We start from the raw sequence: 24,297 nt of genomic DNA on the forward strand, positions 1-24,297 counted from the left end.
CCATCGCGCTACAGGTGTAGCGTCAATTGCACTACAGCTGTAGCGCTACGTACGTTCAGCACACTGAGGGAGCACGATCTTGACCACCACCGAAACGAATCTCGACCGGCTCGCCGCGCTCGACCCGGCGTTCGCCGGGCTGGTCGGCGCCACCGCGCGCTACGTCCGGGCGATTCCCGAGCTGACCGAGCGGGAGAAGACGTTCCTCTGCGTCACGGCCGACGTCTGCCAGGCGAGCCTGGGCCTGGCGTTCACGGCCCACGTGCGAGCCGGGCTGGCCGCCGGAGTGTCCACTTCGGACGTTCGTGAGCTGCTACGGTTCGTCTCGTACGACTGCGGCTACCACGCCGCGACGGCCGGCGTCGAACGGATCACCGAGCTGGAAGCGGAGCTGGGCATCGACCCGGAACTGCCGGCGCCCGAACCGGTGCCGGACGGCCCCAGCCCCCTGCCGGAGGAGGTGCGGGCGCGGCTGAACGAGCTGGACCCGCACTTCACCGGGTTCTTCGAACTCCAGTCGCGGATGCGCGGCGGCCACGGGCCGGGCACGCTGAGCGAACGGGAGCGCGGCCTGGTCAGCCTCAGCGTCGACGTCCATTACCAGACCTTGCAAGACACGTTCCGCATCCACGTCGGACGCGCGCTCCGGGGCGGCGCGTCGCCGGAAGACGTGCGCGCGGCGCTGCGGTTCAACGCCCAGTTCGGCGTCACGCGGGCCTGGCACGCCTGGGAAGCGCTGAACGCGATTCTCGGCTAACCGAGGACTTCGTCCGCGAGCCGCGTCAGGTAGCCCGCGAAACGGTCGCGATCTTCCGCGTCCCAGTGGCCCACCAGCGCCTCGAACGCCTGACGCTGGTGGGCCTGCGAAGCCGCGAGAAACTCCTTCGCGGCTTCGGTGAGCGTCAGCACCGCGCGGCGGGCGTCGCGGGGGGACGTCGAGCGCACCACGAAACCGTCCCGGCCCGCTTCGGCGACCATCCGGCTGGCCACCGAGCGGTCGATACCCAGCTGGCGGGCCACGTCGGCGACCGTCACCTCGTCGCGCGCCGCGCTGTCGATCGCCTGGATCACGAAGAGGTTCGGCACCGTCCACGCCGGCGGGGCGTCCGCGTCGAAGCGTTCGACGACGTCCGGGGCCCACTGGCGGGCCCAGTGCCGGACCAGGCGGAAGAGTGCGGGACCCGCGCTTGATGCGTGCATAAGGCACGTTATAACGTGTGCTTTATGCACGCATCTCGGAACCTCGCCTTCTCCGGCCTGCTGCTCGGCATGGCCATGGCCCAGCTCGACGGCCTGATCGTCACCGCGGCCCTGCCGTCGATCGGCGCCGACCTGCACGCCCGCACCGGACTCGTCGCCGTGACCGCCGCCGGCCTGCTCACCCTGACCGTCGCGACGCCGCTGCACGGACGGCTCGGCGACCTCTACGGCCGCCGGGTCTCCTTCGCGGGCTCGGTCCTCGTGTTCGCCGCGGCCTCGGCGTGGTGCGCCGCCGCGCCCGACCTCGGCTCGCTGATCGCCGCCCGCGCGCTGCAGGGGCTCGGCGGGAGCGGCCTGATCGTCACGGCGATGAGCGCGCTCGGCGAGCTGTTCGAACGCGACGAGCTGCTTCGCCGTCAGGGCTGGCAGACGGCGGTGTTCGCGGCCGCCACCCTCGGCGGCCCGCCGCTGGGCGGCCTGCTCGCCGCGGGGCCGGGCTGGCGCTGGATCTTCCTCGTCAACCTGCCGTTGTGCGTGCCGGCGCTGGTGCTCGGCTTGCGCGGGTTGCCCGCGAAACCCCGTCGCGCAGGCGAAAAGTTCGACGTCGGAAGCAGCGCCCTGCTCGTGGCCGCCGGGTCGGCCGTCGTCGCGCTCGGCACCGTCGACGCCCTCGCCCATAGTCCACTGTGGACGCCGCTGCTGGCCGCAACCGCCGTGGCGACGGGCTTCCTGTTCGTGCGCAGGCAGCGTCGCGCGAAGAGCCCGCTGATCTCGCCGAAGGTGTTCGCGGACGCCGTCCTGGCGCGCGCGGTGCTGGTCAACGGACTGGCGGGCGCGGCGCTCTACGGCACCTTCACCTACGTCGCGCTCGTCGCGGCTTTGGGAGCCGACGCCGCCGCGACCGGGTTGCTGCTGGTCGCGATGACCGCCGGGCAGCTCGCGTTGTCCGCCTCCTTCGCCACGCTGGCCCGCCGGCACCCGGAAATGGCGGCGTGGGGCCGGTTCGGCTGCCTCGTCGGCACGGCCGGGCTCGCCGCGATCGCCGTCGCGGCTGCGACGGGTGGCAGCCCGTGGCTCCTCGCGCCGGGCCTGTTCGCGATCGGCGCGGCCTTCGCGGTTTGCACGTCCGCCTACACCGTCCTGGGCCAGACGCGGGCCCGGCGCGACCTGCTGGGCGTCACGCTCGGCTCGCTCACCTTCGCCCGGCAGGCCGGCGGGCTGGCCGGGGCCGCGGTGTTCGGCTGGCTCGCGCTGGCCACGACCGGCGGGCTCGGCGCCGCCGGCCTCACCGTCGTGTTCGCCTCCGCCGCCGCGATCATGCTCGTGGCCTGCGTCACCGCGCCCGCTGTCACGTCTTCCGAAGCGGTCTCGTCCTCCTCATGACCGCGAACGAAGGAGAACGCCGATGCCTCGCATCCCCGCGAAGAAGACGTCCGAAGCCGGCCTCGTGCTCAAGCTGATGTACCGGTTCGCGGGCCGCCGCTACGGCGCCGTGCCCGAGCCGATGGCCGTCGCCGCCCACCACCCGGCCCTGCTCCGCACCTACGCGGTGCACGAAACGCTGGCCGAGCGCGCGTCGAAGAAGGTGCCGGCGAACGTGCGCGAGCTCGCCGTCTACCGCGTCGCCACCCGGATCGGCTGTTCGTGGTGCGTCGACTTCGGCACCATGCTGCAGAAGCACGACGGCCTCGACATCGAACGGCTGAAGAAGATCGACGACTACGCGACCTCGCCCGCGTTCAGCCACCAGGAACGGCTCGCGATCGCCTACGCCGACGCGATGTCCGGCGAGCAGGTCACGGTGACCGACGAGCAGGTCGCCGAGCTCGAGCGCGAATTCGGCCGCGCCGGCGTCGTCGAGCTGACCTACCAGATCGCGCTGGAGAACTCGCGCGCCCGGATGAACAGCGCGCTCGGCATCGTCGACCAGGGCTTCACCTCGGGCGACGCCTGCCGCGTCCCGCTCCCGTAGGACACCGGGGATCGGACCCCGGGGGGACGCGCTGCCGGGGTCCGCCGCGGGACCGTTCCGGGCATGCACCTCGTCGCCAGTGAACGGATCAAGCTCTTCAGCATCGCCACGCCCTGGGTGTGCGGCGTCTTCGCGCTCGTCGCGCTGGTCTTCCCGGCCGCGCTCACGGCGCTCACCGCCACCGAGTCGCGGCTGCCGCCCACCGTCGCGAGCACCCAGTTCGGTTACCAGCTCGCGCTGGTCGCGGTGCTGCTGCTGGGGGCGCTCGCGGTGACCAGCGAGTACCACTCCGGCACGATCCACGGCACCTTCCAGGCCGTGCCGAGCCGGACGCCGGTGCTGCTGGCCAAGGCCGCACTCGTCGCCGGGTACGGGTTCGGGATCGGCGAAACGGCCGCGTTCGCGGCCTGGCTGGTCGCGCGGGTGCTCGCCCCGGACGCCGACCTGGCGCTGGACAGCGCCGCGGACTGGACGATCGTCGCCGGCACCGGCCCGGTGTTCGCGCTGGCCGCCGTCTGCGGGGTCGGCGTCGGCCTGCTCCTGCGCCACACCGCCGGCGCGGTGGCGGTGCTCGTCGCCTACCCGCTGATGGCGGAGAACGTCGTCCAGCTGATCCCGCGGGCCGGGCAGGCGATCCACCGGTGGCTGCCGCTGAACGCCGTCACGAAGTTCCTCAGCGGCACCGGCGAAGCGAACGCGGGCCGGGACGGCGGCAACGCCGCGGTGCTGTCCGACTCGCCGCTGCCCCCGGGCTGGGCGCTGGCCTACTTCGGTGCCTTTGCCGCGCTGCTGCTGGCGGGCGGGATCACGCGGGCTCGTCGCCGGGACGCGTGATCCGGGCCAGCTTGTCCGGGTTGACGACGTCGTAGATCGCCACGATCTTCCCGTCGCGGACGGTCATCGCCTGCACGTGCTCGTCGAGGGCGAAGAAGCCGTCCCGGCCCGGCTGCGGAGCGAGGTACACGCCCAGGTCGCCGTTGACGAGCACCGGCTCGCCGCGGGTGAGCACCCCAGGCGGGTACTTGCTCGTGAGGCCCACGAAGAACCGGGCGATCTTGTCCGCGCCGACGATGAGCTGGCGCGTGGTCCGGCCCTTGCCGTTCGAGTCGCCGATGAGCACGACGTCCGGGGCGAGCAGCTCGGTCATCGCCCGGATGTCCCCGGCCTGCAGCGCCACGACGAACTTCTCGAGGATCTTCGCCTGGTCGTCCAGCGGCACGCGTGGCGCCGGGTCGGCGTCGGCGAGCGCCTTGCGGCCGCGGGACGCGTACTGGCGCGCCGCGTCGACCGAGACGCCGAGCGCGTCGGCGATCTCCGCGAACGGCACCGAGAAGGCGTCGTGCAGCACGAACGCGACGCGCTGCTCCGGGGTCAGCTTGTCGAGCACGACCAGCGCGGCCATCCGCAGGCCGTCGTCCCGCACGGCGACGTCCAGGGGGTCCTCGCTCACCGGGCGGCCGAACGGCGTGACGACCGGCTCGGGCAGCCAGTTGCCGACGTACTTCTCGCGCTGGGCCGCGGCCGACTTCAGCCGGTCGAGGCAGATCCGGCCGACGACGGTGGTCAGCCAGCCCCGCAGGTCCCGGATCGCCGCGCGGCCGGCGTCGTCGAGCCCGGCCAGCCGCAGCCAGGACTCCTGGACGGCGTCTTCGGCGTCGGCGCGGGTCCCGGTCAGCCGGTAGGCGACCCCGATCAGGTGACCGCGGTGCGCGGCGAACTCCGTGGCGAGCGTGTCCTGGGCGGTGGGCGTGGAGGCCATGCCCCGAGTGTGCCGCAACGGGCGAGGATAGAGTGGACGGCGTGGCAGGACGGATTCGGGAGAGCGACATCGCGGAGGTGCGCGAGCGGAACCGGATCGACGAGGTCGTCGGGGAGTACGTGGCGCTGCGCCGCGCCGGTGGGGGCAGCCTGAAGGGCCTCTGCCCGTTCCACAACGAGAAGACCCCGTCGTTCAACGTCCGCCCGACGCACGGCACCTTCCACTGCTTCGGCTGTGGCGAGGGCGGCGACGTGATCAAGTTCATCCAGAAGATCGACCTGATCACGTTCGTGGAGGCCGTCGAGCGGCTGGCCGACCGGGTCGGCATCCGGCTCACCTACGAAGGCGGCGGCGCGACGATCCAGCGCGACCGCGGCAGCCGCAGCCGGCTGATCGAGGCGCACCGCGCCGCCCAGGAGTTCTACGCCGAGCAGCTGCTCACCGACGAGGCGCGTACGGCGCGGGACTTCCTGTCCGAGCGGGGGTTCGACGCCGCCGCGGCGAAGACGTTCGGCTGCGGGTACGCGCCCGGCGGCTGGGACAAGCTGACGAAGTTCCTGCTCAACCGCGGCTTCGAGGTCAAGGAGCTGCTCACCGCGGGGCTGTCCAAGGAGGGCCAGCGCGGTCCGATGGACCGCTTCCACCGGCGCCTGGTCTGGCCGATCCGCGACGTGGGCAACGAGGTCGTCGGCTTCGGCGCGCGGCGGCTGTTCGACGACGACCGGATCTCGGCGAAGTACCTCAACACGGCCGAGTCGCCGATCTACAAGAAGTCCCAGGTCATGTTCGGCCTCGACCTGGCCAAGCGCGAGATCGCGAAGCGGCACCAGGTCGTCGTGGTCGAGGGCTACACCGACGTGATGGCGATGCACGCGGCGGGTGTGCCGACGGCGGTCGCGTCGTCGGGCACGGCGTTCGGCGAGGACCACATGAAGGTGCTTCGCCGGCTGATGATGGACGACGATGCCTTCCGCGGCGAAGTGATCTTCACCTTCGACGGTGACGAAGCGGGCCAGAAGGCCGCGTTGAAGGCCTTCGAGGGTGACCAGACGTTCGCCGGCCAGACGTACATCGCGGTCGCGCCGGACGGCATGGACCCGTGCGAGCTGCGGCTGGCCAAGGGCGACAGCGCGGTGAAGGACCTGGTCGCGCGGCGGACCCCGCTGTTCGAGTTCGTCATCCGCAGCACGCTCAAGAACTACGACCTCGACTCGGTCGACGGCCAGGTCGCGGCGCTGCAGAAGACCGTGCCGATGGTGGCGTCGATCAAGGACCGCGCGGCCCGCGACGGCTACGCGTCGAAACTCGCCTGGTGGGTGGGCTGGCAGGACGTCGCCCAGGTGGTCAACCGGGTCCGCGGCAGCGCGGGCGCGACCGACAAGCGCGGCGGGGCGCCGTTGCGCCAGCCCGCGCGCGGCCAGCAGGCCGCCCCGGCGGCGAGCCCCTCCCAGGACGTGGCCCGGCCGGCGCCGAAGGACCCGCGGTTCGCCGTCCAGCGCGAGGCGTTGAAGGCCGCGCTGCAGCAGCCCGCGATCGCCGGGCCGGAGTACGACGCCCTGCCGCTGGAGGCGTTCACGCACCCGGTGTACGTGGCGGTTCACGAGGCGGTCCTGAAGGCCGGCGGCGCGGGTTCGGGCCTGACCGGCCCGGCGCTGCTGGACGCGGCGGCCCTGCACTGTCCGGAAGGGACGGTCCGGCGCGTGCTGTCCGAGCTGGCCGTGGAACCGTTGCAGGCCAAGGACGAAGTCGACTCGCGGTACATCTCGTCGATCCTCGCCCGGCTGCAGGAGGGGCTCGTCGGCCGGCAGATCGCGGAGATCAAGGGAAAGCTGCAGCGGCTCTCGCCGGTCGAAGCGCCGGACGACTACCGCGCGCTGTTCGGCGACCTCGTCGCGCTGGAGCAGTACAAGAAGTCGCTGGGCGAGCAGGCGGCCGCCAGCACGTGGAGCTGAGATGAGTTTCCTGCGCCGGTTGCTGGGCGACCGCACGCCGCCGGACTTCGCGGGTGCGCTGGACCCGGGCGAGGACGTCGTCGACAGCGCGGCCGTCGAGGGTGGTGGCTACCTGGTCGTGACGGCGCTGGGGCTGTGGATCCCGGCCGAAGGCGGGGCGCGGCGCGTCGGCTGGCACCTCATTGGGAAGGCGACCTGGGCGGACGGCGTCTTCACGCTGACGGAGTCGTCGGAGGTCGGCACGGCGGGCTCGGCGGTCGTGCTGGCCGACCTCCCGCCGGTGCGCTTCCGGCTGCCCGAGCCGGGCAAGGTGCCGCGCGAGGCCTACCAGCGCGTCGAGGGTTCGATCCGCTCGCGGCACCGGCAGGAGATCGGGTCCGGGGGAGCGTGGTTCGTGCAGCGCAAGGTGCCCGGCCGCGACGGCAGCGTCCTGCAGGTCCGGCCCGACCCGGGCACCGACGTCGAGCTGGTGACGGCCATCGCCGAGCAGGTCGCCGCGAAGCTGGCCAAGCCCGCCGAGTAGCAGTACGCTCGTACTCAGTACAGGCGTACTGTTTGCTGGGAGGCGGCCGTGTGGGATCCGGACAAGTACCTCGACTACGCCGACCTGCGGGCCCGGCCGTTCCACGACCTGATCTCCCGCATCGGCGCCACTGCTCCGCGACGCGTCGTCGACCTGGGGTGCGGCCCCGGCAACCTGACCGTTTCGTTGCGCTCACGGTGGCCTTCGGCGGCCCTGGAGTGCAGTGACAGTTCACCCGAAATGGTGGCGGCCGCCCGCGGCCGCGGACTCGACGCGTCCCTGCTCGACGTCCGCGACTGGCAGCCGGCGCCGGACACCGACGTCGTCGTGTCGAACGCCGTCCTGCAGTGGGTGCCCGACCACTCTTCGTTGCTCGGCCAGTGGGTCACCGCACTGCCCTCGGGCGCTTACCTGGCGGTGCAGGTGCCGGGCAACTTCAACGCGCCGTCACACGCGCTGACGAGGCAGCTGGCGGCGTCCCCGGCCTGGTCGTCCCGCCTGGCGGAGGTCGTCCTGCGCGAGGACGACGCGGTGTCGAGCCCCCTGGAGTACGCGAACCTCCTGGCCGACGCGGGCTGCGGCGTCGACGCCTGGGAGACGACGTACGTGCAGCCGCTGCGCGGGCCGTCGCCGGTGCTGGAGTGGATCGCGGGAACGGCGCTGCGTCCCATCCGGGCGGCCCTGCCGGACGCCGAATGGGGCCAGTTCCGCGCGGAGCTGGCCCCGCTGCTGGCCGAGGCGTACCCGACCCGCGCCGACGGGACGACGTGGTTCGAGTTCCGCAGGGTGTTCTTCGTGGCTACCGTTTGACCTTCTCGCTGATCTTGGCCCGCGCAACCCCGGCGGCGCCTTGGACCATGGGGTGGTCGACGACGCGGCGGTAGGTGCGCACGAGCTGCTCGTACCGCCCCCGGCCTGCCTTGGCGCCCAGCACGTACCCCAGGCCTGCCCCCAGCAGGAACTTCTTCATCCGCGTCCACGCCTTCCGTCAGTAGGTCGTCCGACTGTCCATTGTCCAGGAAAACGGCGGCGAGGGGGCGGTTGCGCCAAGTGGGGGGTGGGTGCTGAGGGTGCGAGGGCATGGGCTAAAGTTCTTCTCGTCGGACGGAGACGGACGGCACCGGAAGTGAGCAACATTCCCCTGTAGCTCAACTGGCAGAGCATTCGGCTGTTAACCGGAGGGTTCTTGGTTCGAGTCCAAGCGGGGGAGCAAAGCCCAGGTCACTGACCTGGGCTTTTTTGCTACCCACGAGTAGGGGCGATTTAGTGTCGCGAGCTGGGGCGACTGGTCTGCACGCACCGGTCCTGGCTGCATCAAGCTGTTCGCCGATCTGACCTGGCAAGCCGGTGCCGGTCGTCCGACGGAACTCGCACGACAGCTGGTCCTGCTCTACGACCGCGCCGGACTCGGCGCATTAGATGGATCGCGACATCGACTCCGGCACCTCAGCTCGCTCGGTCGCCGCGTCAGCCGCGCTGAGGCTTCGCCGATCACCGTACGGCGGGGACAGTCGTCAGAAAGCCGTCGCCGCCGCCTCGGCCACGGTCTGGTCCTGCTCACCGCTGCCGCCGCTGACGCCCACGGCGCCGACGATCCGGTCGCCGTGCCGCAGCGGGACACCGCCCGCGAAGATCATGACGCGTCCGTTGTTGGATACGTTGATTCCGAAGAACTGCTCACCGGGACCCGCGCTGGCGGCCAGGTCGGCGGTACTGATGTCGAAGGCCCGGGACGTGAAGGCCTTGTTGATCGAGATGTCGACGCTCCCGATCCAAGCCTCGTCCATCCGGACGTGCGCGACGAGGTTGCCGCCGGCGTCGACAACGGCGATGTTGCTGGGCGAGCCGATCTCGTCGGCCTTGGCCTCGCCCGCGGCGATGACTCGCCGGGCGTCCTCCAGCGACACGGACTCCGTCTTGATGGTCATAGCAAGGTCCCTCCTGCTGTGGGTACGTGGTGGCGAGCCCACAGCTTGGTGTCGTCCACCCCCGAGCGCCTCCGCCCACCGGGCCGAACCTCGCGTGCTCCGATGCGCACGGCGGGCCCAACTCAAGAACTACCCCAGCCGGGGACGCGTACGTGATCCACAACGCGCTGATCCACAACAGGCAGGCCACAGTGCCACGGTCGACTTCCGCGGCGACGTGAACCTTCGCGGCCATGCAAGTGCACCCCCAAAGGTGTGAATGAGCGAGGTGATTGTGCAGACCCCTACTTCCTGGGCTTCGACGCGTAGGAAGCCCTCAGCTCAGACCCGGCCCGACAGGTCAACAACCACGCTCGATATCGGGCCCGGCGGGCCGATGCGCCGCCCGCCCACACCACCCGATGCTGAAATCGGTCCGGAGATCGAACGAACCGCAGGAGGTCGACATGTCCGTCACAAAGGGACTGCTGGTGACGCTGGAGGCACAGCCGGGCAAGGAAGCCGACGTCGAGGAATTCCTCAACACCGGCCGCTCACTGGTCGAGGACGAGCCGGCCACCTACCCCTGGTTCGCCGTCAAGCTCGGACCGACGACGTACGCGATCGTGGACTTCTTCCCCGACGACGCCGGCCGCACGACCCATCTGCAGGGCAAGGTCGGCCAAGCGCTCGGGGCGAGGGCCGACGAGCTGTTCGCGAAGCCGCCTGACATCGCGCAGCTCGATGTGCTGGCCTCGAAGCTGACGTGAAGGGGGACCGAGGATAGCCCCGAGGCCCCTTGCCGAGTGCCGCGCCTTTCTGGTGGTGGCACCCGGACGGCGAAGCCGGCCACACCCCGGGGAGGGCTGACCACGGCCCGTGGCGCAAGCGTTCCGCGCCTGCATCTCGTACCCGCGTCCCTGCTCGTGTAGATCCCGGGACGGTTCTACGTAAAAGGGTCGGGAGGCGCCTCGTCATGCGGCGGCGTGTCAGGTGTCGTAGAGGCCCTGTCGGGTTGCTTCGCCAAACCAGGCGCCGCTGCTGAACGTCGCCCCGCCGAACCTGGCATCGCCGTTGAAGCTCGCCTCGTTGAACCAAGCGACACTGGTGAAGGCCGCCCGGCTGAACTCTGCGTTGCTGCTGAAGGTCGTCTTGTCGAACCAGACTCCGCTGGTGAAGGCTGCCCCGTCAAACCTGGCGTCGGTGAAGGTCGTCTCGCTGAACCCGGCGCGGCCGTCGAACGTCGCCACGCGGCTGTCGCCGTGCACGAAGAACCGGCCGGGCGGTCGGCGGTCCAGTCTTGGGTTGTGCCGGTTTCCGTCGTGTACGTGAACCGGTGTAGGTCGCTGCGCAACCGGACAGCCTGTCGAACTAGGGGCGATCCCAGCTAGATCGACTGACGTCGACTCAAAAAGACTCGAACCAATAATCCGGAGGGTTCTTGGTTCGAGTCCAAGCGGGGGAGCAAAGCCCAGGTCGCTGACCTGGGCTTTTTGCTATCCCTGAGCAGGGCGATCCTCCCGTCGGCGCCGGTTGCGTTCTTGGCGTTCTCGCTCGCGGCGGCTGTAGGTCGCGTTGCGGACGGTCTCTTCGTCTTCCAGGCTTGATCCGAGCGCGCCGGCGACGATGCCGACCGAGCTGCACAGCCACACGAGGTTCAGGTACGAACCCGCACCCACCGCGTGTCCCAGGGTCTGGGCGAAGTAGCCGCTGTCGATGAGGACGGCCGCCGCGAGCAGGGCGAGCACGTACAGGATCGCGTACATGCACGTCACCCCGATCGCCAGTGTGGTTGCGGTGGAGACGTTGTACAGCAGCGCTTTGCGGCGCTCGGCGGCTTCGGAAGGCCGGTCCCACAAGTGGTTGTACACCGTCAGCCACACCGTCATGACCAGGACGGTGACCACCGTGATCGCCGCCAGCCGCAGCGGGGACAGCGCGTCCGCGAGCTTCCAGAACGAACTGGTGATGATGCCGTAGGCGGCCGTCCCCGCCGCGGCCGCGGTGGCGCCCGCGAGGTGCGGTACCAGCCGCCACGGACGGTTGTCCCGCACCATCCCGGCCAGCAGCCGCAGCCGGCCGCGCAGGCCGACCAGAGCGAGGTGCGTCGCGGACGACTGACGTCCGCCGGACATGCGCTGGGTCGGGGCCAGCGCCTCACGCAATCGTGCCACCGCTCCTCGGGCACGATGGTCTCCGTCGATGCCGAGCCGCCGGGACACCAGCTGCCGCACCACGCGGACCAGCAACGCCCGGGCCCGGCGGCGCAGCAGGACGGCACCGAGCGCCGGCAGCGAGATCATCGCGACCCCGTGCTCGACATCGATCCCGGCGACGACGGGCTTCGTCCCCGCGCGCCGGGGCAGATCGGTGACCAGGACCAGCAGGTCCCAGCCGCGGTCCTGCCGGTGCCGCTGCGCCAGCGTGCGCATCGGGATGTCCCCGTCTTCGTCCAGCGGCAGCTGGTCCACTTCGTGCTCGACCCGCCACCGCGTCTCCCCGTTCACCCGGGCGGCGAAAATCCGGGGGAGATCGTCGGCGATCGTCGTGATCACCTGCTCCGGCAGTCCTTCGTCGGCCAGCACCCCGACGGCCACCTGGCGTGGCGCGTTCATGTGGTTTCCCCTCGCTTGGCGGCAGCCGCCGGTTTCCACGAGGGGTGCCGGCCAAACCACTCGGTTCGGTACCGAGGCCAGCTCAGCGTCGTAGGAACTCGAACCGCGCCGGTCCGTCTAGGCTGAGGGCATGACCGACTCGAGGCGGGGTTCCGGCGAAACGCCGGAGGAGCTGGCAAACGCGTTGCGGGACCGGGCCAGGAGCGCCGCCACGACGGCGTTGCGCACGGGCCTGGAAGACATCGAAGACCGGCACGGTCAGCACGTCGCTGACGAGGTCGCCGCGCTGGTCGACGTGGACGGGGTGTTCGCCGGCCTGAACGACCCGGCTCACCGGGGACGGCCGCAGCCGGAAGACGACGAGCCGTACGAGTTCAAACCGGTGGGCTCGCGGTAGGGGTCACTTCCGCCAGTCGTAGCTCAGCGTGGGCGGCTGGTCGGACCCCTTCGTGACGGTGAGGTGGTCGTCGGGGTGCGCGGCGGCGTACCGGACCATCTCGTCGTACATCCGGTCGCGCATCCCGACGTCCCGCACCTCGATCGTGGCGCGCTGGGCCAGGTGGAGCTCGCCGGCGTTCACGCCCGGGTCGTTGCGGATCGCCAGGTTCCAGAAGTGCTTCTTGTCGGTGCCGTCGGCGCCCTGGCCGTCGTTGGTGAAGTAGACTTGGCCGGTGTCCTTGTCGTAGATCGTCTGGGTCACCTTGATCTGGTCGTCACCCTGGGCGGCGTTGAAGTGCCCGTTGTTGTTCGGCGACTCGCTGGTGTAGAAGCCGACTTCCCCGCCGAACGCGTGGTTCGCGTACTTGCCCTTCCACAACTCCAGCCGGTACGTCTTCCCGGTCTCGGGGTCGGTGAACTCCATGTTGTCGCCGTCTTCACCGGTTTCGTCGAGGTCCATCCCGGCGAGCTTCCCGAGCTTGTCGTAGAAGTCCTTCCAGCCCAGGTAGCTCTGCACCGAATGCTCGCCGGTGGTGTAGAAGCCGCCTTCCGCGTTGTACCGGAAGCCGAGGTAGTCGTAGATCTTCTGCGCGACCTCGGGGTTCTGCATGATCTTGTTCCAGTCCTGGTGGAGCAGCGCCGCCTGTAGCTCCGGGTGCTTCTTCAGCAGCGCGAGCAGCCCGGGTATTTCGCGGAGCATGATCGCGCCGATCTCGGCGAGGTTCCGCTTTTCGGAGCCCGCGAGCTCCCACACCTGACCGGTCTTGAACCGCAGCTTCTGGCCCTCGATAAGCAGGATCGCGTCGTAGGTGGTGGTCACCCGTTCCAGGTCGGCCAGCAGGACGAGGGCCCGGGCCTTGACGGCCTTGTCCTGCGCCCAGGCGACGGCGAGGTCGACTTGGCGGATCCCGAAGCCGTGCCAGCCGTGGTCGAGCTTCTTCTGGAGGCTCTGGGCGTCCGCGCGCGTGTTCCGGGCTTCCTGCTGGGCCTTCGCCAGCGCGTCACGGATCGTCTCGAACGACTTGGCCGAGTCCTCGAGGTCCTGGGCCTGGTCGTCGCGGTTCTTCTTGAACGCTTCCAGCGATCTGAGCGCCGCTTCGCCGGCCCCGCCGTGCCAAGCCTCGCTCAGCTGGACGCGCACGCTCTCCAGCAGGGCTTTGGTGTCGGCGATGGTTTCCTTGGTGGCCCGGCAGGCCCGGGCGCGGTCGTCCAGTTCGGTGGTGCTGCCCTTCTCCACCTGGTCGGCGAGAGCGTAGATCTTGTCGAACACCGCCGTCACCGGTCGATTCTCCCGAGGCTGCTGTCGAGCGCTTTCAGGAAGGCGTCGCGGGCCCCGGAATCGGTGCTGTGATAGCTCTTCGCGGCCGTCTGGATGCTTTCGACCAGGTTGTCGACCTGCTGCTGCGCGGCGTCCAGGTCGTCCTTGCGCGTCGCCAGCCAGACGTCGTAGTCCCCGGCGAAGCCGGCGGCGCGCGCGGTGCTCCCGACGTTCGGCGATCCGCCGATGGACAGCGTCGGCGACGTGCCCGCACTGAGCTTGGCCGCCGCGGCGTTGATGTCCGCGACGTCGACCTCGAAACCCACCGGAACTCCCTCTCCGCCGCCCGAGTGACAGGCCTTGGCGGCAATGTAACAGTTTGCCGCAGGTCAGAGGCCGTGGTGCCGTTTTCGGTTCCCCGGTCGGTGGCCAGAACCGGACACGCGCACGGAGCGGCGGGCAGCCGCACGGGAGTTTCGAGGCCGCCCAGCAGGTCCGGCCCGATCAGCCGACCTGGAGGACGACCTTGCCGCCGGGACGCGGTGACTGGCTGAGCTCGATGGCCTCCCGCCAGCCGGTGAGGGGGATGACGCGGGCGACCGGGATGCCGAACCCGCCCTCCGCGGCGAGCTGGGCGCACTTCTCGACGACGTCGTAGCGGTGGCCGAGCGGTCCTTCGGTGAACGCGTCGCGGGCGCCGAGCTCGCGGGCGGCCGCGAGGTTGCTGATGGTCAGGACGTGCCGGGGGTCGGTGACCGTGCGGAGGAGTTCGGGAATCGTGGCGTCGTCGGGCGGTGACACGTCGAGGACGACGTCGACCGGGCCGCCCGCCAGTTCGCGTACCCGCTCGGCCATCCCCTCGCCGTAGGTGGTGATCTCGGCTCCGGTCGCGCGCAGGGCCTCGGTGTGGGTGGGACCCGCCGTCGTGAGCACGCGGGCGCCGCTCAAGCGGGCGAGTTGCACGGCGGCGAAACCCGTCGTGGTGCCGCCGCCGCTGACGAGGAGCGTGGTGTCGGCGGTGATACCGAGCAGGTCCAGGCCGAGCTGGGCGGTGTCCACGGCCATGGGCAGCGCGGCGGCGGCCGCGGGGGTCAGTGCGGGGGGCCGGGGGAACCAGGTGTCGAGCACCGCGTGATCGGACGCGCCCGCGGTCGGGCCGGTGAACGGGGCGGGGCCGAACACCGCGTCGCCGAGCCGGACGCCCGGCACGGCCTCGCCGACGGCGTCGACCGTGCCGGCGACCTCGAGCCCGACGCCGCGGGGCAGGTCGCCGGGGTAGAGGCCCCGGCACAGCGCCAGGTCGGCGGGGTTGACCGTGCAGACCTCGACGGCGACCCGGATCTGCCCCGGGGCCGGCTGGGGTGGCTCGGCGTCCTCGAGCCGCAGGACGTCGAGGGGCTCGCCGTTCCGGTGGAAACGCAGGGTGCGCATGACGATCTCCTGACCGTGACCGAGTGACAGCAGATGCTGTCGTCATTCGACGGTAGCACAGTGATGACAGCATCTGCTGTCGCTATGCTGAAGGGCATGGCTCGCTGGGAAGGCAACACCCGGGAGCGGCTCGAGCGCGCGGCGTTGGAGCTGTTCCGCGATCAGGGCTACGACCGCACCACCGTCGCGCAGATCGCGAAGCACGCCGGCTTGACCGAGCGATCGTTCTACCGCTGGTTCACCGACAAGCGGGAGGTGCTGTTCGCCGGCGACGAGCTGCAGGCCTGCCTGGAGGCGGGCATCGAAAAGGTGCCCGCCGGCACCGGCGCGCTCGCGACGCTGATGGCCGCGTTCACCGCCGTGCCCGACGTGCTGCGCCCGCCCGAGATGCTGATCGAGCTGCGCGCCGTCATCGCGGCCAACCCGCCGCTGCGGGAACGCAGCCTGATCAAGGAAGCGGTGCTGGCCGAGGTGACCGCCGCGGCGCTGTGCCGCCGCGGCCACGACGAGCACACCGCGCGGCTGGCCACCGCGCTCGGCATGGCGATCCTGGCGTCGGCCACCCGGCGCTGGGTGCTCGGCGAACAGGAGGACTTCCCGGCCCTGCTGGCCGGCAGCGCCGCGGACCTGCTCGCCGTCGCCGCCGACCTGCCGGGCGAACCGGAGTAGCCGATCAGGGCTCGGTGCCCCAGGCGAGGGCGCCGGCCTGGTAGGCCGTCGTGGTGGCGAGGTCGCTGAACGACGCCGCCGCGCGGTAGCTGTGGTCGTCGGCCTGGTTGAACGCCGCCCAGTCGGCCTTGGCGACCCGGATCTGGACCTCGCCGGTGTTCGCGCCGGCGGCGAGGGTGCCGCCGCTGAAGCCGACCTCGACGTAGGCGTCGGCTCCCGGTCGCGGCGTGCCGAGCTTCACCACCCTCAGCGAGACGTTGGCGCAGCCGACCACCGCGTAGTCGCACCAGATCTGGTAGCCCGGGTTGGTGGCGTCGCCGGTGAACCAGTACCGCGCGGTGACGCCGGTCAGGGCGACGGACGTGCTGCCCCGGTTCACGATCTGGAGACCGGTGCGGATCTGGTTGTCGGTGACGCCGCTGCTCGAGCGCTGCTGGACGGCGAGCGTGCCGGTACCGCCGCCGGTCGTCGTGGTCGTGACCGAGACCGAGCTCGCCGGAGAGCCGTTGCCGGCGGCGTCCCGCGCGCGCACCGAGAACGTGTACGCGGTGCCGGGGGTGAGGCCGGTGACCTGGTAACCGGTGGTCGTGGTGCTGCCGATCGCCGCGCCCGCCGAGTTCAGCACGTCGTACCCGGTGACGCCGACGTCGTCGGTGGCCGCGGTCCACCTGAGACTGACGCTGGTGCTGCTCGCGACGGCGGTGACGCCGGTCGGTGCCGACGGCGGGGTGGTGTCCCCTGTGGACGGTCCGGGCGGGCTGCCCCACAGCACGGTGGAGCCCTGCGCGAGCACCAGCCGCGAGGCGTTCGCGGGCGCGGAACCACTGGGCGCGAGGCCGGTGTGCGACCAGTCGTTGCCCGGGTCCCAGGTGCCGGCGCTGCTGATCCGGAACTGCACTTCCTTGCGGTAGCGGGACTGTCCGCCGGGCGCGACCCCGCCGGAGCACTGCACGTCGACGTAGTAGGTCGAGCCGGAGAACTGGCGCACGGCCGGCGCGTCGCACTGGTTGTACGCGGAGGAAACCGAGATCTGGCCGGGCGTGGTGGCGCCGTCGAGCGTGAAGTAGTAGCGCAGCGAGCCGGTGAAGGTGCGCGCCGGCCACGCCGACTTGTTGAGCACGTACGCCTTGACCTCGGTGAACGTGCCGCCGTCGGGTTGGTTGAGGGCGCCCTGCGCCAGGATTTCCGGGCCGTCGGGGGTTTCCGTCGTCGGGAAGGACGCTAGTGGCGCGCCGCCGTACTCGCCGTAGAGGCGCGCCAGCGCGCTGGTGAAGCCGGCGTTGTAGTCGAGGGCGACCTCGTTCATCGTGTAGTTGCCGCGGTCGTCGGTGTAGGCGTCGTTGGGCGAGGAGGGGCCGCCGACGAGCGCGCCGTACAAGGTGTGCCGGCTCAGCGTCGGCTCGGTCATGCTGTCGGCCCAGGAGCCGTGCGCGGTGCGGTGGTGCGGGTTGCGCGGCGGGTTGACGCCGAACCCGACCTCGAAGCTCGCGCCGCGGGGGTTGTCGCCCAGCGCGTAGTCGATCTGCCGGACGCCGAAGGCGTGGTACGTCGCCGCGCGCGTGGGATCGGTGGCGCGCAACCAGTCCGAGTACGTCAGCGCCACGAACGCGGTGTTCGCCGCGTACCGCAGCGAGCCCCACTGGTCGAGCACGGCCTGGCCGCCGGGGGAGTAGGGCACGCGCTGGCCGTTGACGCCGGTGGTCCACCAGTCCAGCCAGCGGTTGGCGTCGGCGACGTACTCGGGGTCGCCGGTGAGCTGGGCGAGCAGGACGTAGGCGCCGTAGGACTTGTCGTCCCAGGCCAGCGTCCAGCGGTAGGAGCGGGTGGTGGTCTGCGGTTCGGTGGACAGCTTCTCGTACTCGGCGCGCGCCTTGGTCAGGTAGGCGCTGTCACCGGTGGCCTTGTAGAGCCAGATCGCGCCCCACACCAGCTCGTCCTGGTAGCCGCTCCAGGACTTGTAGAAGTTCTGGGCGTCGGTGATGCAGTTCGAGTAGACGCCCCGGTGGTTGTCGGCGAACGAGTACAGCTGCTTGGCGTGCGTGAGCAGGGTGGCCGCGTAGGCGGGGTCGTCGGCTTGGAACACCAGTGAGCCGGAGGCCAGCTGCGCGGCGGCCTCGCCGGCGAGGTCCGAGCCCGGGCACGAGTCGTCGACGCGGTAGGCGGGCCGGGCCATGGTCATCGTCTCGGCGGGGCCCCACCACTTGTGGTCGTCGTCGCCCTTGCCGACCTGGCCGTACAGCACGTCGGGCTGCGGGTGCGCCTTGATCAGCCAGTCGGCACCCCAGCGCAGGTTGGCGAGCAGGTACGGCCACTGGCCGGAGTCCCGGTAGGCGGCGCGGTTTTCCAGCCCGCCCCAGGCGAGCATGGTCATGCTGGACTCGAACGGCAGCCCGAACTTGACGTGGTCGCCGGCGTCGTAGAACCCGCCGGTGAGGTCCAGGCCGGCGTCCTTGCCGTCGTCGAGGGCGGACGGGCCGCGCCAGGAGACCCGGTTGCCGCTGGGCAGCGCGCCGGAGCGCTGGGCGTCGTAGAACCAGACGGCCTTCTGCAGTGCCTCGCCGTAGTTGAACTTCCCGGCCGCGGCTGCGGGATCCGCGGACACGCCGGGGATCGCGAGGCTCACGCCGAGCACGAGCAGTGCGACGACCACCCGGGAAATCGCCTTCGTCATCGAAGTGCGCACGCCGCCTCCTGGCATCTGGGAGCGCTTCCAGATTGGAGGGTAAGGGATCGTGCTCGCCCAGTCGTGGTCCACTCGGATGAATGATGGGAGCGCTCTCAGAAATCGGCGGGTGTGTTACCGCATGGCGGCCCGGTAACGCCCCGGGGTCCGGCCGACGAGTTCGGTGAAGGCGTCGATGAAGCTGCCCGGGTTCGCCCACCCCAGCCGGATCGCCGTGTCGGTCACCGACGTGCCTTCGCCGAGTTCGAGCAGGGCCCGCTGGACGCGCAGCAGCGTGCGCCACTGGAGGAAGCCCATCGACAGCTCGCCGGCGAACAGCCGGCTGAGGGTTCGCTCGCTCGAACCGGTCCGGTGGCCCAGTTCCGCCAGCGTCGCCGGGCTCGCCGGGTCGGCGTGCAGCAGGTCGGTGACGGCCTTCAGGCGGGCGTCGCGCGGCTCCGGGAGGCGCAGGGGTTCCGGCTTGGCGCGCCCGAGTTCCGAGAGGACGACGTCCAGCAGCAGCCGGGAGCGGGGACTGTCGGCGGGCTCGCCGAGCTTCGCCAGGTACGCCTCGCGCAGCAGCGGACTCGCCTCGACCACCGACGGTTCCGCCGGCAGCTGCCCGGCCAGGTCCGCCGGGACCTGCAGCAACCGGATGTCGGTCCGGCCGTGCGACCGGCTGCTGTGGACGTGGAACGGCGGCACCCACGTGATGCGGTTCGCCGGCGCCACCCAGGTACCGGCGCGGGTCGACGTCACCAGTGCCCCGGACGCGGCGTACCGGAGCTGGCCGAAGTCGTGGAAGTGCGCCGGGACGACGTCGCCGTGCGCCAACGGCTCGCAGACCGCCGGATCGCCGGCGCGGACGAGTTCGATCATCGGCTTCCAGCCTAGCCTGGCGGGTTGTCGGAGAATCCTGGCGAGACACCGGTGGTCCGCCTGCGCGAGAACGGCCATCGTCGGGGTATGCGAGTCATCACCCAGCACGCGTTCGGGGGCCCGGAGGTCCTCACCATCGAGGACGCCCCCGCACCCCGGCCCGGGCCGGCCGAAGTCCTCGTCCGCGTCGAAGCGATCGGGCTGAACCCCCTCGAACCGCGCCTGCGCGCCGGCGAATTCCCGTTGCTCGGCCCGCCGCCGTTCGTCCTCGGCTGGGACATCAGCGGCGTCGTGGAAGAGTCGCCGCGGACGTGGCGGTTCAAGCCCGGCGACGAAGTGTTCGGGATGCCGCTGTTCCCGCGGGCGGCCGGCGGGTACGCCGAGTTCGTGGCGGCGCCGGCCCTGCACCTGGCGCGCAAGCCGGCGTCGCTCTCGCACGTCGAGGCGGCGGCGTTGCCGGTGGTCGGACTGACCGCCTGGCAGGGTCTCGTCGACCTCGCCGGAGTGTCCGAAGGCGACCGCGTGCTGGTCCACGGCGGTGGCGGCGGGGTCGGCCACGTCGCGATCCAGCTCGCGAAATCGCTGGGCGCGCACGTGATCACCACCGCGGGTCCGGCCAAGCGGGAGTTCGTCGAGGGATTCGGTGTGGACGAGGTGATCGACTACACGGCGGTCGACTTCACCGAGGTGACCGGCGACGTCGACGTGGTGCTCGACACGCTCGGCGGCGAAGCCGCGGAGCGCTCACTCGAGGTGCTCCGTCCCGGAGGCCACCTCGTGACGGCGGTCGCCGAGGAGGACGCGGAGCTCATCGCGAAGTTCGAGGCGGCCGGCATGCGCTTCAGCGGCATCGCGGTCGATCCCGATCCGGTCGCCCTGCGCGGTCTCGCCGGCCTCGTCGACCGCGGCGAGCTCCGGGTCCACGTGCAGGAGACCTTTTCGTTCGACCGCATCGCCGACGCGCACCGGCTGATCGAGCGGGGTCACCTGCGGGGCAAGGTGGTGCTCACCGTCTGATCCCCGGCGGCCGGGGCGGGGGCGGCAGCGGCAGGTGCGGGTCGAGCTCGATGCCGCCGGCGCGGAGCGAGTCGTCGATGATGCGCCAGATCCAGCGCGTGAGCAGGTCCGTGAGCTGGGTCCGCGTGACGCCGCGGGGGCTTTCGAGCCATTGCGCGGTGCAGGAGTCGACGAGTCCGACGACGCCGAAGGAAATGAGCTCGGCGATGCGCGCGTCCAGCTCGAACGTCGCCAGGTAGAACTCGAACACCTGCGTGAGCTGGCGCGCGATGACCGTCTTGACGTCGGAGATCGCGTCCCGCCCGCCGATCTGGGCGTGCCGGGTCAGGTAGCGGTAGAGGTTGCCGTTGCCGGCGAGCCAGCCGGTGTGCGCGTCGACCGCGACGGTGATCATCTGCAGCGCGCTGCCCTGCGGCTCCCACACCGGCAGGAGCGCGGTGGTGATGAGCCCGGTCGCCCGGTCGGCGATCGCCCGCTTCAGGTCGGTGGCGTCGTCGAAGTGCTTGTACAGCTGGGGCCGCGCCACGCCGGCGACCTCGGCGATGCGCTCGGTCGACACGTCGGGACCGTGCTCGGCGATCGCCCGCAGGGCCGCGTCGACGAACTCGTGCCGCCGGCGCTCCCGCTGCCCCGCCCAGCGGGCGGCCCGGCCGTCGCCGGGGCCGGGGCGAGCTGGAGGGGACGTCACTTCGGTGACCCTACCGGGGAGTTGGGTAGGGGCTACGCTTCTGTATCTGTTACTTTGAGGCCCGAGTTATCACGGAGCGTGGTTGCGCGGCGGATCGGAGTGCGCGATGTGGGGAGCGGTGGACGACGGCGGCCCGCCGGACGCCCGGCTGATCAGCGAGTTCCGCCGGGGTGACGCGGGAGCGGGCAGCCGGCTGTTCCGCCGGCACGCCGAACCCCTGCGCCGGCTCGCCGCGGACTGGGGCGGCCGACCCGCGGACTGGGACGACCTGGTGGCGGAGACGTTCACCTGCGTCCTCGCCGTGCTTCGCGCCGGTGGCGGGCCGCGGGAGAACCTCCGGCCGTACCTCGTGACGACGATGCGCGAGCTGGCCGCCCGGTGGGGTGGGCCCCGGCCGGGAGCCGACGAGCTGGTCGGGACCGCTTTCCACACCCTGCCGGCCCGCTGGCGGACGGTGCTGTGGAGCACCGTCGCCGAAGGGCGCACGGAGGCCGAGCTGGCCCCGGTGCTGGGGGTCTCGCCGACTGGGGTCGCGGTGCTGGCCGCGCGCGCCCGCGAGGCGCTGCGGCACGCCTACCTGCAGGCCCAGCGGTCGCCGGCAGCGGTTTCCGGGAACCGGCGATGAACCCCACCACCACGCCCATCTTCGACGCGGTGGTGGCCGAGACCGGCGTCCAGTGGCCGGGTCCTGCCACCGACGACGGCGAACCGACCTCTCCTGAGCCGCAGGTGACGCCCGTCAGCCCGTGAGCGGTTCGGTCACCTTTTCGGGGATGACTCACTCTTCTGGGTTAACTCAGCCGGCGGGTCCGGTGCCGTCGTGGCGTCACGGGCGGTGTCGAGCGCCCTCGCACTCCCGAGACCGACGGGAGGGCGGGCCAGTGGGCGATCGAAACCACGCCGACGGCGCCGTGCGCAGGCTGCGCGGCCGGTGGCGGCTGGCGAGCACCACCAGCGGGTGGCGCTTCCCGAGCGACTGGGCGGTGCCCGAAGTGGACACCGTGTGCAGCTCGGCGCTGTTCCGCGGCGATCTGACGGCGGCGCTGACCGTCCTCGGCCGGGCACGCGCGCGGACGGGCGCCGGGCTCGACGAGACGTTGTACGACGTCGCCGCGCTGCACACGGTGCTGGACGGCTGCGCGGACGCGGCGCAGCCCGCCATGCTCCGCGCGGCCGCGATCGGCTGGGCGAACGCCGTGGCGGCCGATCCGCGGCCGGCGACGGTGGCTCACCCGGAAGCCGCGCACGAACGCGCCCCGGCGCCGCCGCCCCGGCGGGTGGTTGCCGAACCAGGGAGGTTCCCAGCGCTCGAACGGGAGTAGCGCCGGGCTCGCCCCCTACGCGAGCCCGGCGCTCCGTCCCCGCCCGTGGAACCCCGCCGCCTCGCCGACGTGACGCCCTCGCGGCCCGGGAACACCCCCGCGGGGGATGCCGGGCACGGAAAAAGCCCAGGCCACCGGCCTGGGCTTTCCCACCGAGCGCCGGGTCCGGGTGCGGTCGCGGCTCCCCCGGCGCCCGCGAGACGCTGCGCACCGGCAACTCACTGCCCGCCGCCACCTCGGCGAGGCCGCCCGTCGACTCCAGCCGGCGGTGGGCCGTCGGCGTCAACGTGATCGCCGGGCGTTACCGCGTGAACGTGAACCAGTTGATGTTGACGAAGTCCGCCGAACCACCGGAGAACGTCAGGTAGACGTCGTGCACCCCGGTCGCCGAGCTGACGACGTTCGCCGGGACCGTCTGCCACGACTGCCAGCCCCCGTTGTTGGCGAAGTCGATCTCCGCGAGCACCGGGCCCGACACACTGTCGATCCGCGCGCGGATCGCGCCGCTCACCCCCGCCGCCGCGCCCGAGGCCAACCGGGCGACGAACTGGCGGGGCGAGGTCGAGCCGAAGTCGACCTTCGCGTACTTCAGCCAGTCGCCGTTGGCGATCCAGCCGACGTCCGTGCCGCCGCCCGCGTCGCTGCACGCCTCGTTCTGCGTGCCGCTCTGGGCGTTGTAGGCCTCCGCCTGGATCGTCGAGTACGCGCTCGTGCCGCCACCGGTCGGGGGCGTCGTCGTACCGCCACCCGCGCCCAGCGCCACCGTCCAGGACGTCGGGGCCGGGTCCTGCAGGTGGCCGTCCACCGGCCGGCTGCCCGTCGGGCCGACGTCGTCGTACGGGAACGCGTAGCCGATCGACGCGTGCTGGTGGACCAGGCGCGCGTAGTGGTTGGTCGTGGCGTCCTTGTAGTACTGCGAAGGCGCGACGCCGTCGGGCTGGTTGTTGCCGCCCGAGACCAGGAGGCTGCTGCGGTTGAGCGCGGCCGCGAGCCGGGCCGCGATCGCGCCGCGGGCGTCGCCGCCGGAGTTGTACAGCGGCCCGCTCGCGCAGCCGAAGATGTCGATCGCACTCGGCTTGGTGAAGGGCACGCCGTTGGTGTTGAGGCCGGCGAACACGATCGTGTCGCCGCTGACCGTGCCGGTGTACGACCCGATGCTGCCCTGCCCGTTGATCGTCAGCGGCGTCGAACGGTAGTGGTCCCAGACGGCGTTGAGGTAGCCGGTCCAGTAGCCGCCGAAGTCGGTCGGGGAGTGGCCCGGCGCGAGCACGCGCACCACCTTGCCGGACGAGTCGGTGACGACCAGCTGGTCCCACGGCGCCCCGTCGGCGGAGTGCTGGGCGCGCAGCCCGTCGGCGATGGCGCCGAGCGCGCCGTCGGGCAGCGGGCTGACCGACTGCGACCCCGCCGCGCCCGTCGTGGCCATGGACACCGGCAGCGCCACCATGTCGACGTAGCTGATGTTCGCGTAGAGGTTCGCGCTGTTGTAGGTGAACTCGGCGAACGTCCAGTTGGTCCGCCAGTTCGGGTCCGAGCTGGTGAAGCCGGGCTGCACCAGCCCGGGGCCCGGGTTGACGAAGAACTGGATCTTCTGGTCCGTCGAGAACCAGACGCGGCCGCCGATGATGTAGTCGCGCAGGGTCACCGTGACCTGGGACCCCGAGCCGTTGAGCGGAATGGCGTAGTCGGGGATCGGGGTCACCGGCGAGGACGGGTTGGGCAGCCGCTGGAACTGGCCGCTCGCCGTGACGAACCCGGGCCAGCCGGACGTGTCGGCGCCGCTGATGTAGGCGTAGACGGTGCCGTTGCCCGAATTGTTCTTCAGGGTCACCGGCAGGGACGCCGCGGCCCGCGCTTTCGGCGCGGTGGCGGTGGACCACAGCGACGCGCCGGCCACGGCGGTCAGACCGGCGGTGACGAAGGTACGCCTGGACAGCATGGCGCCTCCTCGGGGAGAGCGGCACGTGCGTGGCGGCGGCACGCGTCCGCGACGGTGGGGACGGCC

General features: G+C 71.4%; 27 protein-coding genes, 1 tRNA gene and 1 pseudogene. 15 read left to right on the forward strand and 14 right to left on the reverse strand.

Annotated elements, in window-relative coordinates:
- The first annotated feature begins 79 nt into the window (after positions 1-79).
- The gene (locus tag ACERZO_RS22795; protein WP_372666751.1) at positions 80-757 is read left to right on the forward strand and encodes a carboxymuconolactone decarboxylase family protein; all 678 of its coding nucleotides are present in this window, start codon (positions 80-82) and stop codon (positions 755-757) included.
- On the opposite strand, the gene ACERZO_RS22800 is transcribed toward ACERZO_RS22795, so the two are convergent.
- Positions 754-1,200 (reverse strand): MarR family winged helix-turn-helix transcriptional regulator, encoded by a 447-nt coding sequence (locus ACERZO_RS22800; protein ID WP_372666752.1) that lies wholly within the window; start codon positions 1,198-1,200, stop codon positions 754-756. The two genes, ACERZO_RS22795 and ACERZO_RS22800, sit on opposite strands and share 4 nt — an antisense overlap.
- A 24-nt stretch (positions 1,201-1,224) precedes the next feature.
- Between ACERZO_RS22800 and ACERZO_RS22805 the strand changes: the two genes are divergently transcribed.
- The 3 genes from ACERZO_RS22805 to ACERZO_RS22815 all read left to right on the forward strand — a co-directional run bounded on the left by ACERZO_RS22805 (position 1,225) and on the right by ACERZO_RS22815 (position 4,006).
- Positions 1,225-2,583 (forward strand): MFS transporter, encoded by a 1,359-nt coding sequence (locus tag ACERZO_RS22805; protein WP_372666753.1) that lies wholly within the window; start codon positions 1,225-1,227, stop codon positions 2,581-2,583.
- A gap of 22 nt (positions 2,584-2,605) precedes the next feature.
- Positions 2,606-3,172, forward strand: coding sequence for a carboxymuconolactone decarboxylase family protein (locus tag ACERZO_RS22810; RefSeq protein WP_372666754.1), 567 nt, complete (start codon positions 2,606-2,608; stop codon positions 3,170-3,172).
- Between the two features lie 63 nt (positions 3,173-3,235).
- The gene (locus tag ACERZO_RS22815) at positions 3,236-4,006 is read left to right on the forward strand and encodes a hypothetical protein (RefSeq protein ID WP_372666755.1); all 771 of its coding nucleotides are present in this window, start codon (positions 3,236-3,238) and stop codon (positions 4,004-4,006) included.
- Here the strand turns inward: ACERZO_RS22815 and ACERZO_RS22820 are convergent.
- Positions 3,978-4,931 carry a sigma-70 family RNA polymerase sigma factor gene (locus tag ACERZO_RS22820; RefSeq protein WP_372666756.1) on the reverse strand — a complete coding sequence of 318 codons (954 nt, stop codon included), beginning with the start codon at positions 4,929-4,931 and terminating at the stop codon, positions 3,978-3,980. The genes ACERZO_RS22815 and ACERZO_RS22820 overlap by 29 nt on opposite strands.
- Positions 4,932-4,963: 32 nt before the next feature.
- Here ACERZO_RS22820 and dnaG point away from each other — a divergent pair, with 32 nt between their 5' ends.
- From dnaG to ACERZO_RS22835, 3 genes are read left to right on the forward strand one after another with little or no spacing between them, the layout of a single operon-like run.
- Positions 4,964-6,883 carry a DNA primase gene (gene dnaG / locus ACERZO_RS22825; RefSeq protein ID WP_372666757.1) on the forward strand — a complete coding sequence of 640 codons (1,920 nt, stop codon included), beginning with the start codon at positions 4,964-4,966 and terminating at the stop codon, positions 6,881-6,883.
- 1 nt (position 6,884) lies between these two features.
- Positions 6,885-7,406, forward strand: a complete 522-nt coding sequence (locus ACERZO_RS22830; protein WP_372666758.1) for a hypothetical protein — start codon at positions 6,885-6,887, stop codon at positions 7,404-7,406.
- A gap of 48 nt (positions 7,407-7,454) precedes the next feature.
- Complete coding sequence (locus ACERZO_RS22835; protein WP_372666759.1) at positions 7,455-8,216, forward strand: trans-aconitate 2-methyltransferase; 762 nt, start codon at positions 7,455-7,457, stop codon at positions 8,214-8,216.
- Here ACERZO_RS22835 and ACERZO_RS22840 read toward each other — a convergent pair.
- Positions 8,206-8,376 (reverse strand): hypothetical protein, encoded by a 171-nt coding sequence (locus tag ACERZO_RS22840; RefSeq protein WP_257919844.1) that lies wholly within the window; start codon positions 8,374-8,376, stop codon positions 8,206-8,208. The two genes, ACERZO_RS22835 and ACERZO_RS22840, sit on opposite strands and share 11 nt — an antisense overlap.
- A 167-nt stretch (positions 8,377-8,543) precedes the next feature.
- Here ACERZO_RS22840 and ACERZO_RS22845 point away from each other — a divergent pair.
- Positions 8,544-8,616: transfer RNA gene (locus tag ACERZO_RS22845), tRNA-Asn, on the forward strand.
- A gap of 304 nt (positions 8,617-8,920) precedes the next feature.
- Here the strand turns inward: ACERZO_RS22845 and ACERZO_RS22850 are convergent.
- Positions 8,921-9,334, reverse strand: a complete 414-nt coding sequence (locus ACERZO_RS22850) for a GlcG/HbpS family heme-binding protein (protein WP_372666760.1) — start codon at positions 9,332-9,334, stop codon at positions 8,921-8,923.
- A gap of 446 nt (positions 9,335-9,780) precedes the next feature.
- Between ACERZO_RS22850 and ACERZO_RS22855 the strand changes: the two genes are divergently transcribed.
- A complete protein-coding gene (locus ACERZO_RS22855) occupies positions 9,781-10,083 on the forward strand; it encodes a putative quinol monooxygenase (RefSeq protein ID WP_372666761.1) in 303 nt (100 codons plus the stop codon).
- Between the two features lie 219 nt (positions 10,084-10,302).
- Here ACERZO_RS22855 and ACERZO_RS22860 read toward each other — a convergent pair whose 3' ends face one another.
- Positions 10,303-10,563: a pentapeptide repeat-containing protein gene (locus ACERZO_RS22860; protein ID WP_372666762.1), complete on the reverse strand. Its 261-nt coding sequence runs from the start codon at positions 10,561-10,563 to the stop codon at positions 10,303-10,305.
- 246 nt (positions 10,564-10,809) lie between these two features.
- Positions 10,810-11,928 (reverse strand): hypothetical protein, encoded by a 1,119-nt coding sequence (locus ACERZO_RS22865; RefSeq protein ID WP_372666763.1) that lies wholly within the window; start codon positions 11,926-11,928, stop codon positions 10,810-10,812.
- 130 nt (positions 11,929-12,058) lie between these two features.
- Here ACERZO_RS22865 and ACERZO_RS22870 point away from each other — a divergent pair, with 130 nt between their 5' ends.
- A complete protein-coding gene (locus ACERZO_RS22870) occupies positions 12,059-12,325 on the forward strand; it encodes a hypothetical protein (RefSeq protein WP_372666764.1) in 267 nt (88 codons plus the stop codon).
- A gap of 3 nt (positions 12,326-12,328) precedes the next feature.
- On the opposite strand, the gene ACERZO_RS22875 is transcribed toward ACERZO_RS22870, so the two are convergent.
- From ACERZO_RS22875 to ACERZO_RS22885, 3 genes are all read right to left on the reverse strand, one after another.
- Positions 12,329-13,645 (reverse strand): DUF4474 domain-containing protein, encoded by a 1,317-nt coding sequence (locus tag ACERZO_RS22875; RefSeq protein WP_372666765.1) that lies wholly within the window; start codon positions 13,643-13,645, stop codon positions 12,329-12,331.
- Positions 13,642-13,950: a hypothetical protein gene (locus tag ACERZO_RS22880; protein WP_372666766.1), complete on the reverse strand. Its 309-nt coding sequence runs from the start codon at positions 13,948-13,950 to the stop codon at positions 13,642-13,644. The genes ACERZO_RS22875 and ACERZO_RS22880 overlap by 4 nt, the downstream gene beginning before the upstream one ends.
- Positions 13,951-14,128: 178 nt before the next feature.
- Positions 14,129-15,055 (reverse strand): alcohol dehydrogenase catalytic domain-containing protein, encoded by a 927-nt coding sequence (locus ACERZO_RS22885; protein WP_372666767.1) that lies wholly within the window; start codon positions 15,053-15,055, stop codon positions 14,129-14,131.
- A gap of 96 nt (positions 15,056-15,151) precedes the next feature.
- Here ACERZO_RS22885 and ACERZO_RS22890 point away from each other — a divergent pair, with 96 nt between their 5' ends.
- Positions 15,152-15,724: a TetR/AcrR family transcriptional regulator gene (locus tag ACERZO_RS22890; RefSeq protein WP_372666768.1), complete on the forward strand. Its 573-nt coding sequence runs from the start codon at positions 15,152-15,154 to the stop codon at positions 15,722-15,724.
- Positions 15,725-15,728: 4 nt separating this feature from the next.
- Here the strand turns inward: ACERZO_RS22890 and ACERZO_RS22895 are convergent, their stop codons facing one another.
- Positions 15,729-18,407, reverse strand: coding sequence for a glycoside hydrolase family 9 protein (locus tag ACERZO_RS22895; protein WP_372666769.1), 2,679 nt, complete (start codon positions 18,405-18,407; stop codon positions 15,729-15,731).
- 114 nt (positions 18,408-18,521) lie between these two features.
- A complete protein-coding gene (locus ACERZO_RS22900; RefSeq protein WP_372666770.1) occupies positions 18,522-19,265 on the reverse strand; it encodes an AraC family transcriptional regulator in 744 nt (247 codons plus the stop codon).
- An 87-nt stretch (positions 19,266-19,352) separates the two neighbouring features.
- Between ACERZO_RS22900 and ACERZO_RS22905 the strand changes: the two genes are divergently transcribed.
- Positions 19,353-20,282, forward strand: a complete 930-nt coding sequence (locus ACERZO_RS22905) for an NADP-dependent oxidoreductase (RefSeq protein ID WP_372666771.1) — start codon at positions 19,353-19,355, stop codon at positions 20,280-20,282.
- On the opposite strand, the gene ACERZO_RS22910 is transcribed toward ACERZO_RS22905, so the two are convergent.
- Positions 20,272-20,970 carry a TetR/AcrR family transcriptional regulator gene (locus ACERZO_RS22910; RefSeq protein ID WP_372666772.1) on the reverse strand — a complete coding sequence of 233 codons (699 nt, stop codon included), beginning with the start codon at positions 20,968-20,970 and terminating at the stop codon, positions 20,272-20,274. The two genes, ACERZO_RS22905 and ACERZO_RS22910, sit on opposite strands and share 11 nt — an antisense overlap.
- Positions 20,971-21,052: 82 nt before the next feature.
- Here ACERZO_RS22910 and ACERZO_RS22915 point away from each other — a divergent pair, with 82 nt between their 5' ends.
- The 3 genes from ACERZO_RS22915 to ACERZO_RS22925 all read left to right on the forward strand — a co-directional run bounded on the left by ACERZO_RS22915 (position 21,053) and on the right by ACERZO_RS22925 (position 22,292).
- Positions 21,053-21,595: an RNA polymerase sigma factor gene (locus ACERZO_RS22915; protein ID WP_372666773.1), complete on the forward strand. Its 543-nt coding sequence runs from the start codon at positions 21,053-21,055 to the stop codon at positions 21,593-21,595.
- A complete protein-coding gene (locus ACERZO_RS22920) occupies positions 21,592-21,720 on the forward strand; it encodes a hypothetical protein (protein WP_372666774.1) in 129 nt (42 codons plus the stop codon). The genes ACERZO_RS22915 and ACERZO_RS22920 overlap by 4 nt, the downstream gene beginning before the upstream one ends.
- 131 nt (positions 21,721-21,851) lie before the next feature.
- Positions 21,852-22,292, forward strand: a complete 441-nt coding sequence (locus ACERZO_RS22925; RefSeq protein ID WP_372666775.1) for a hypothetical protein — start codon at positions 21,852-21,854, stop codon at positions 22,290-22,292.
- Between the two features lie 154 nt (positions 22,293-22,446).
- On the opposite strand, the pseudogene ACERZO_RS22930 reads toward ACERZO_RS22925, so the two are convergent.
- Together ACERZO_RS22930 and ACERZO_RS22935 are read right to left on the reverse strand one after the other, a co-directional pair.
- A pseudogene (locus tag ACERZO_RS22930) lies at positions 22,447-22,593 on the reverse strand (flavoprotein); the annotation flags it as partial.
- Complete coding sequence (locus ACERZO_RS22935) at positions 22,594-24,231, reverse strand: beta-1,3-glucanase family protein (protein ID WP_372666777.1); 1,638 nt, start codon at positions 24,229-24,231, stop codon at positions 22,594-22,596. It lies immediately after the preceding pseudogene.
- Between the last annotated feature and the right edge of the window lie 66 nt (positions 24,232-24,297).

It is taken from the genome of Amycolatopsis kentuckyensis (assembly GCF_041679295.1).
GTDB lineage: Bacteria > Actinomycetota > Actinomycetes > Mycobacteriales > Pseudonocardiaceae > Amycolatopsis > Amycolatopsis kentuckyensis_A.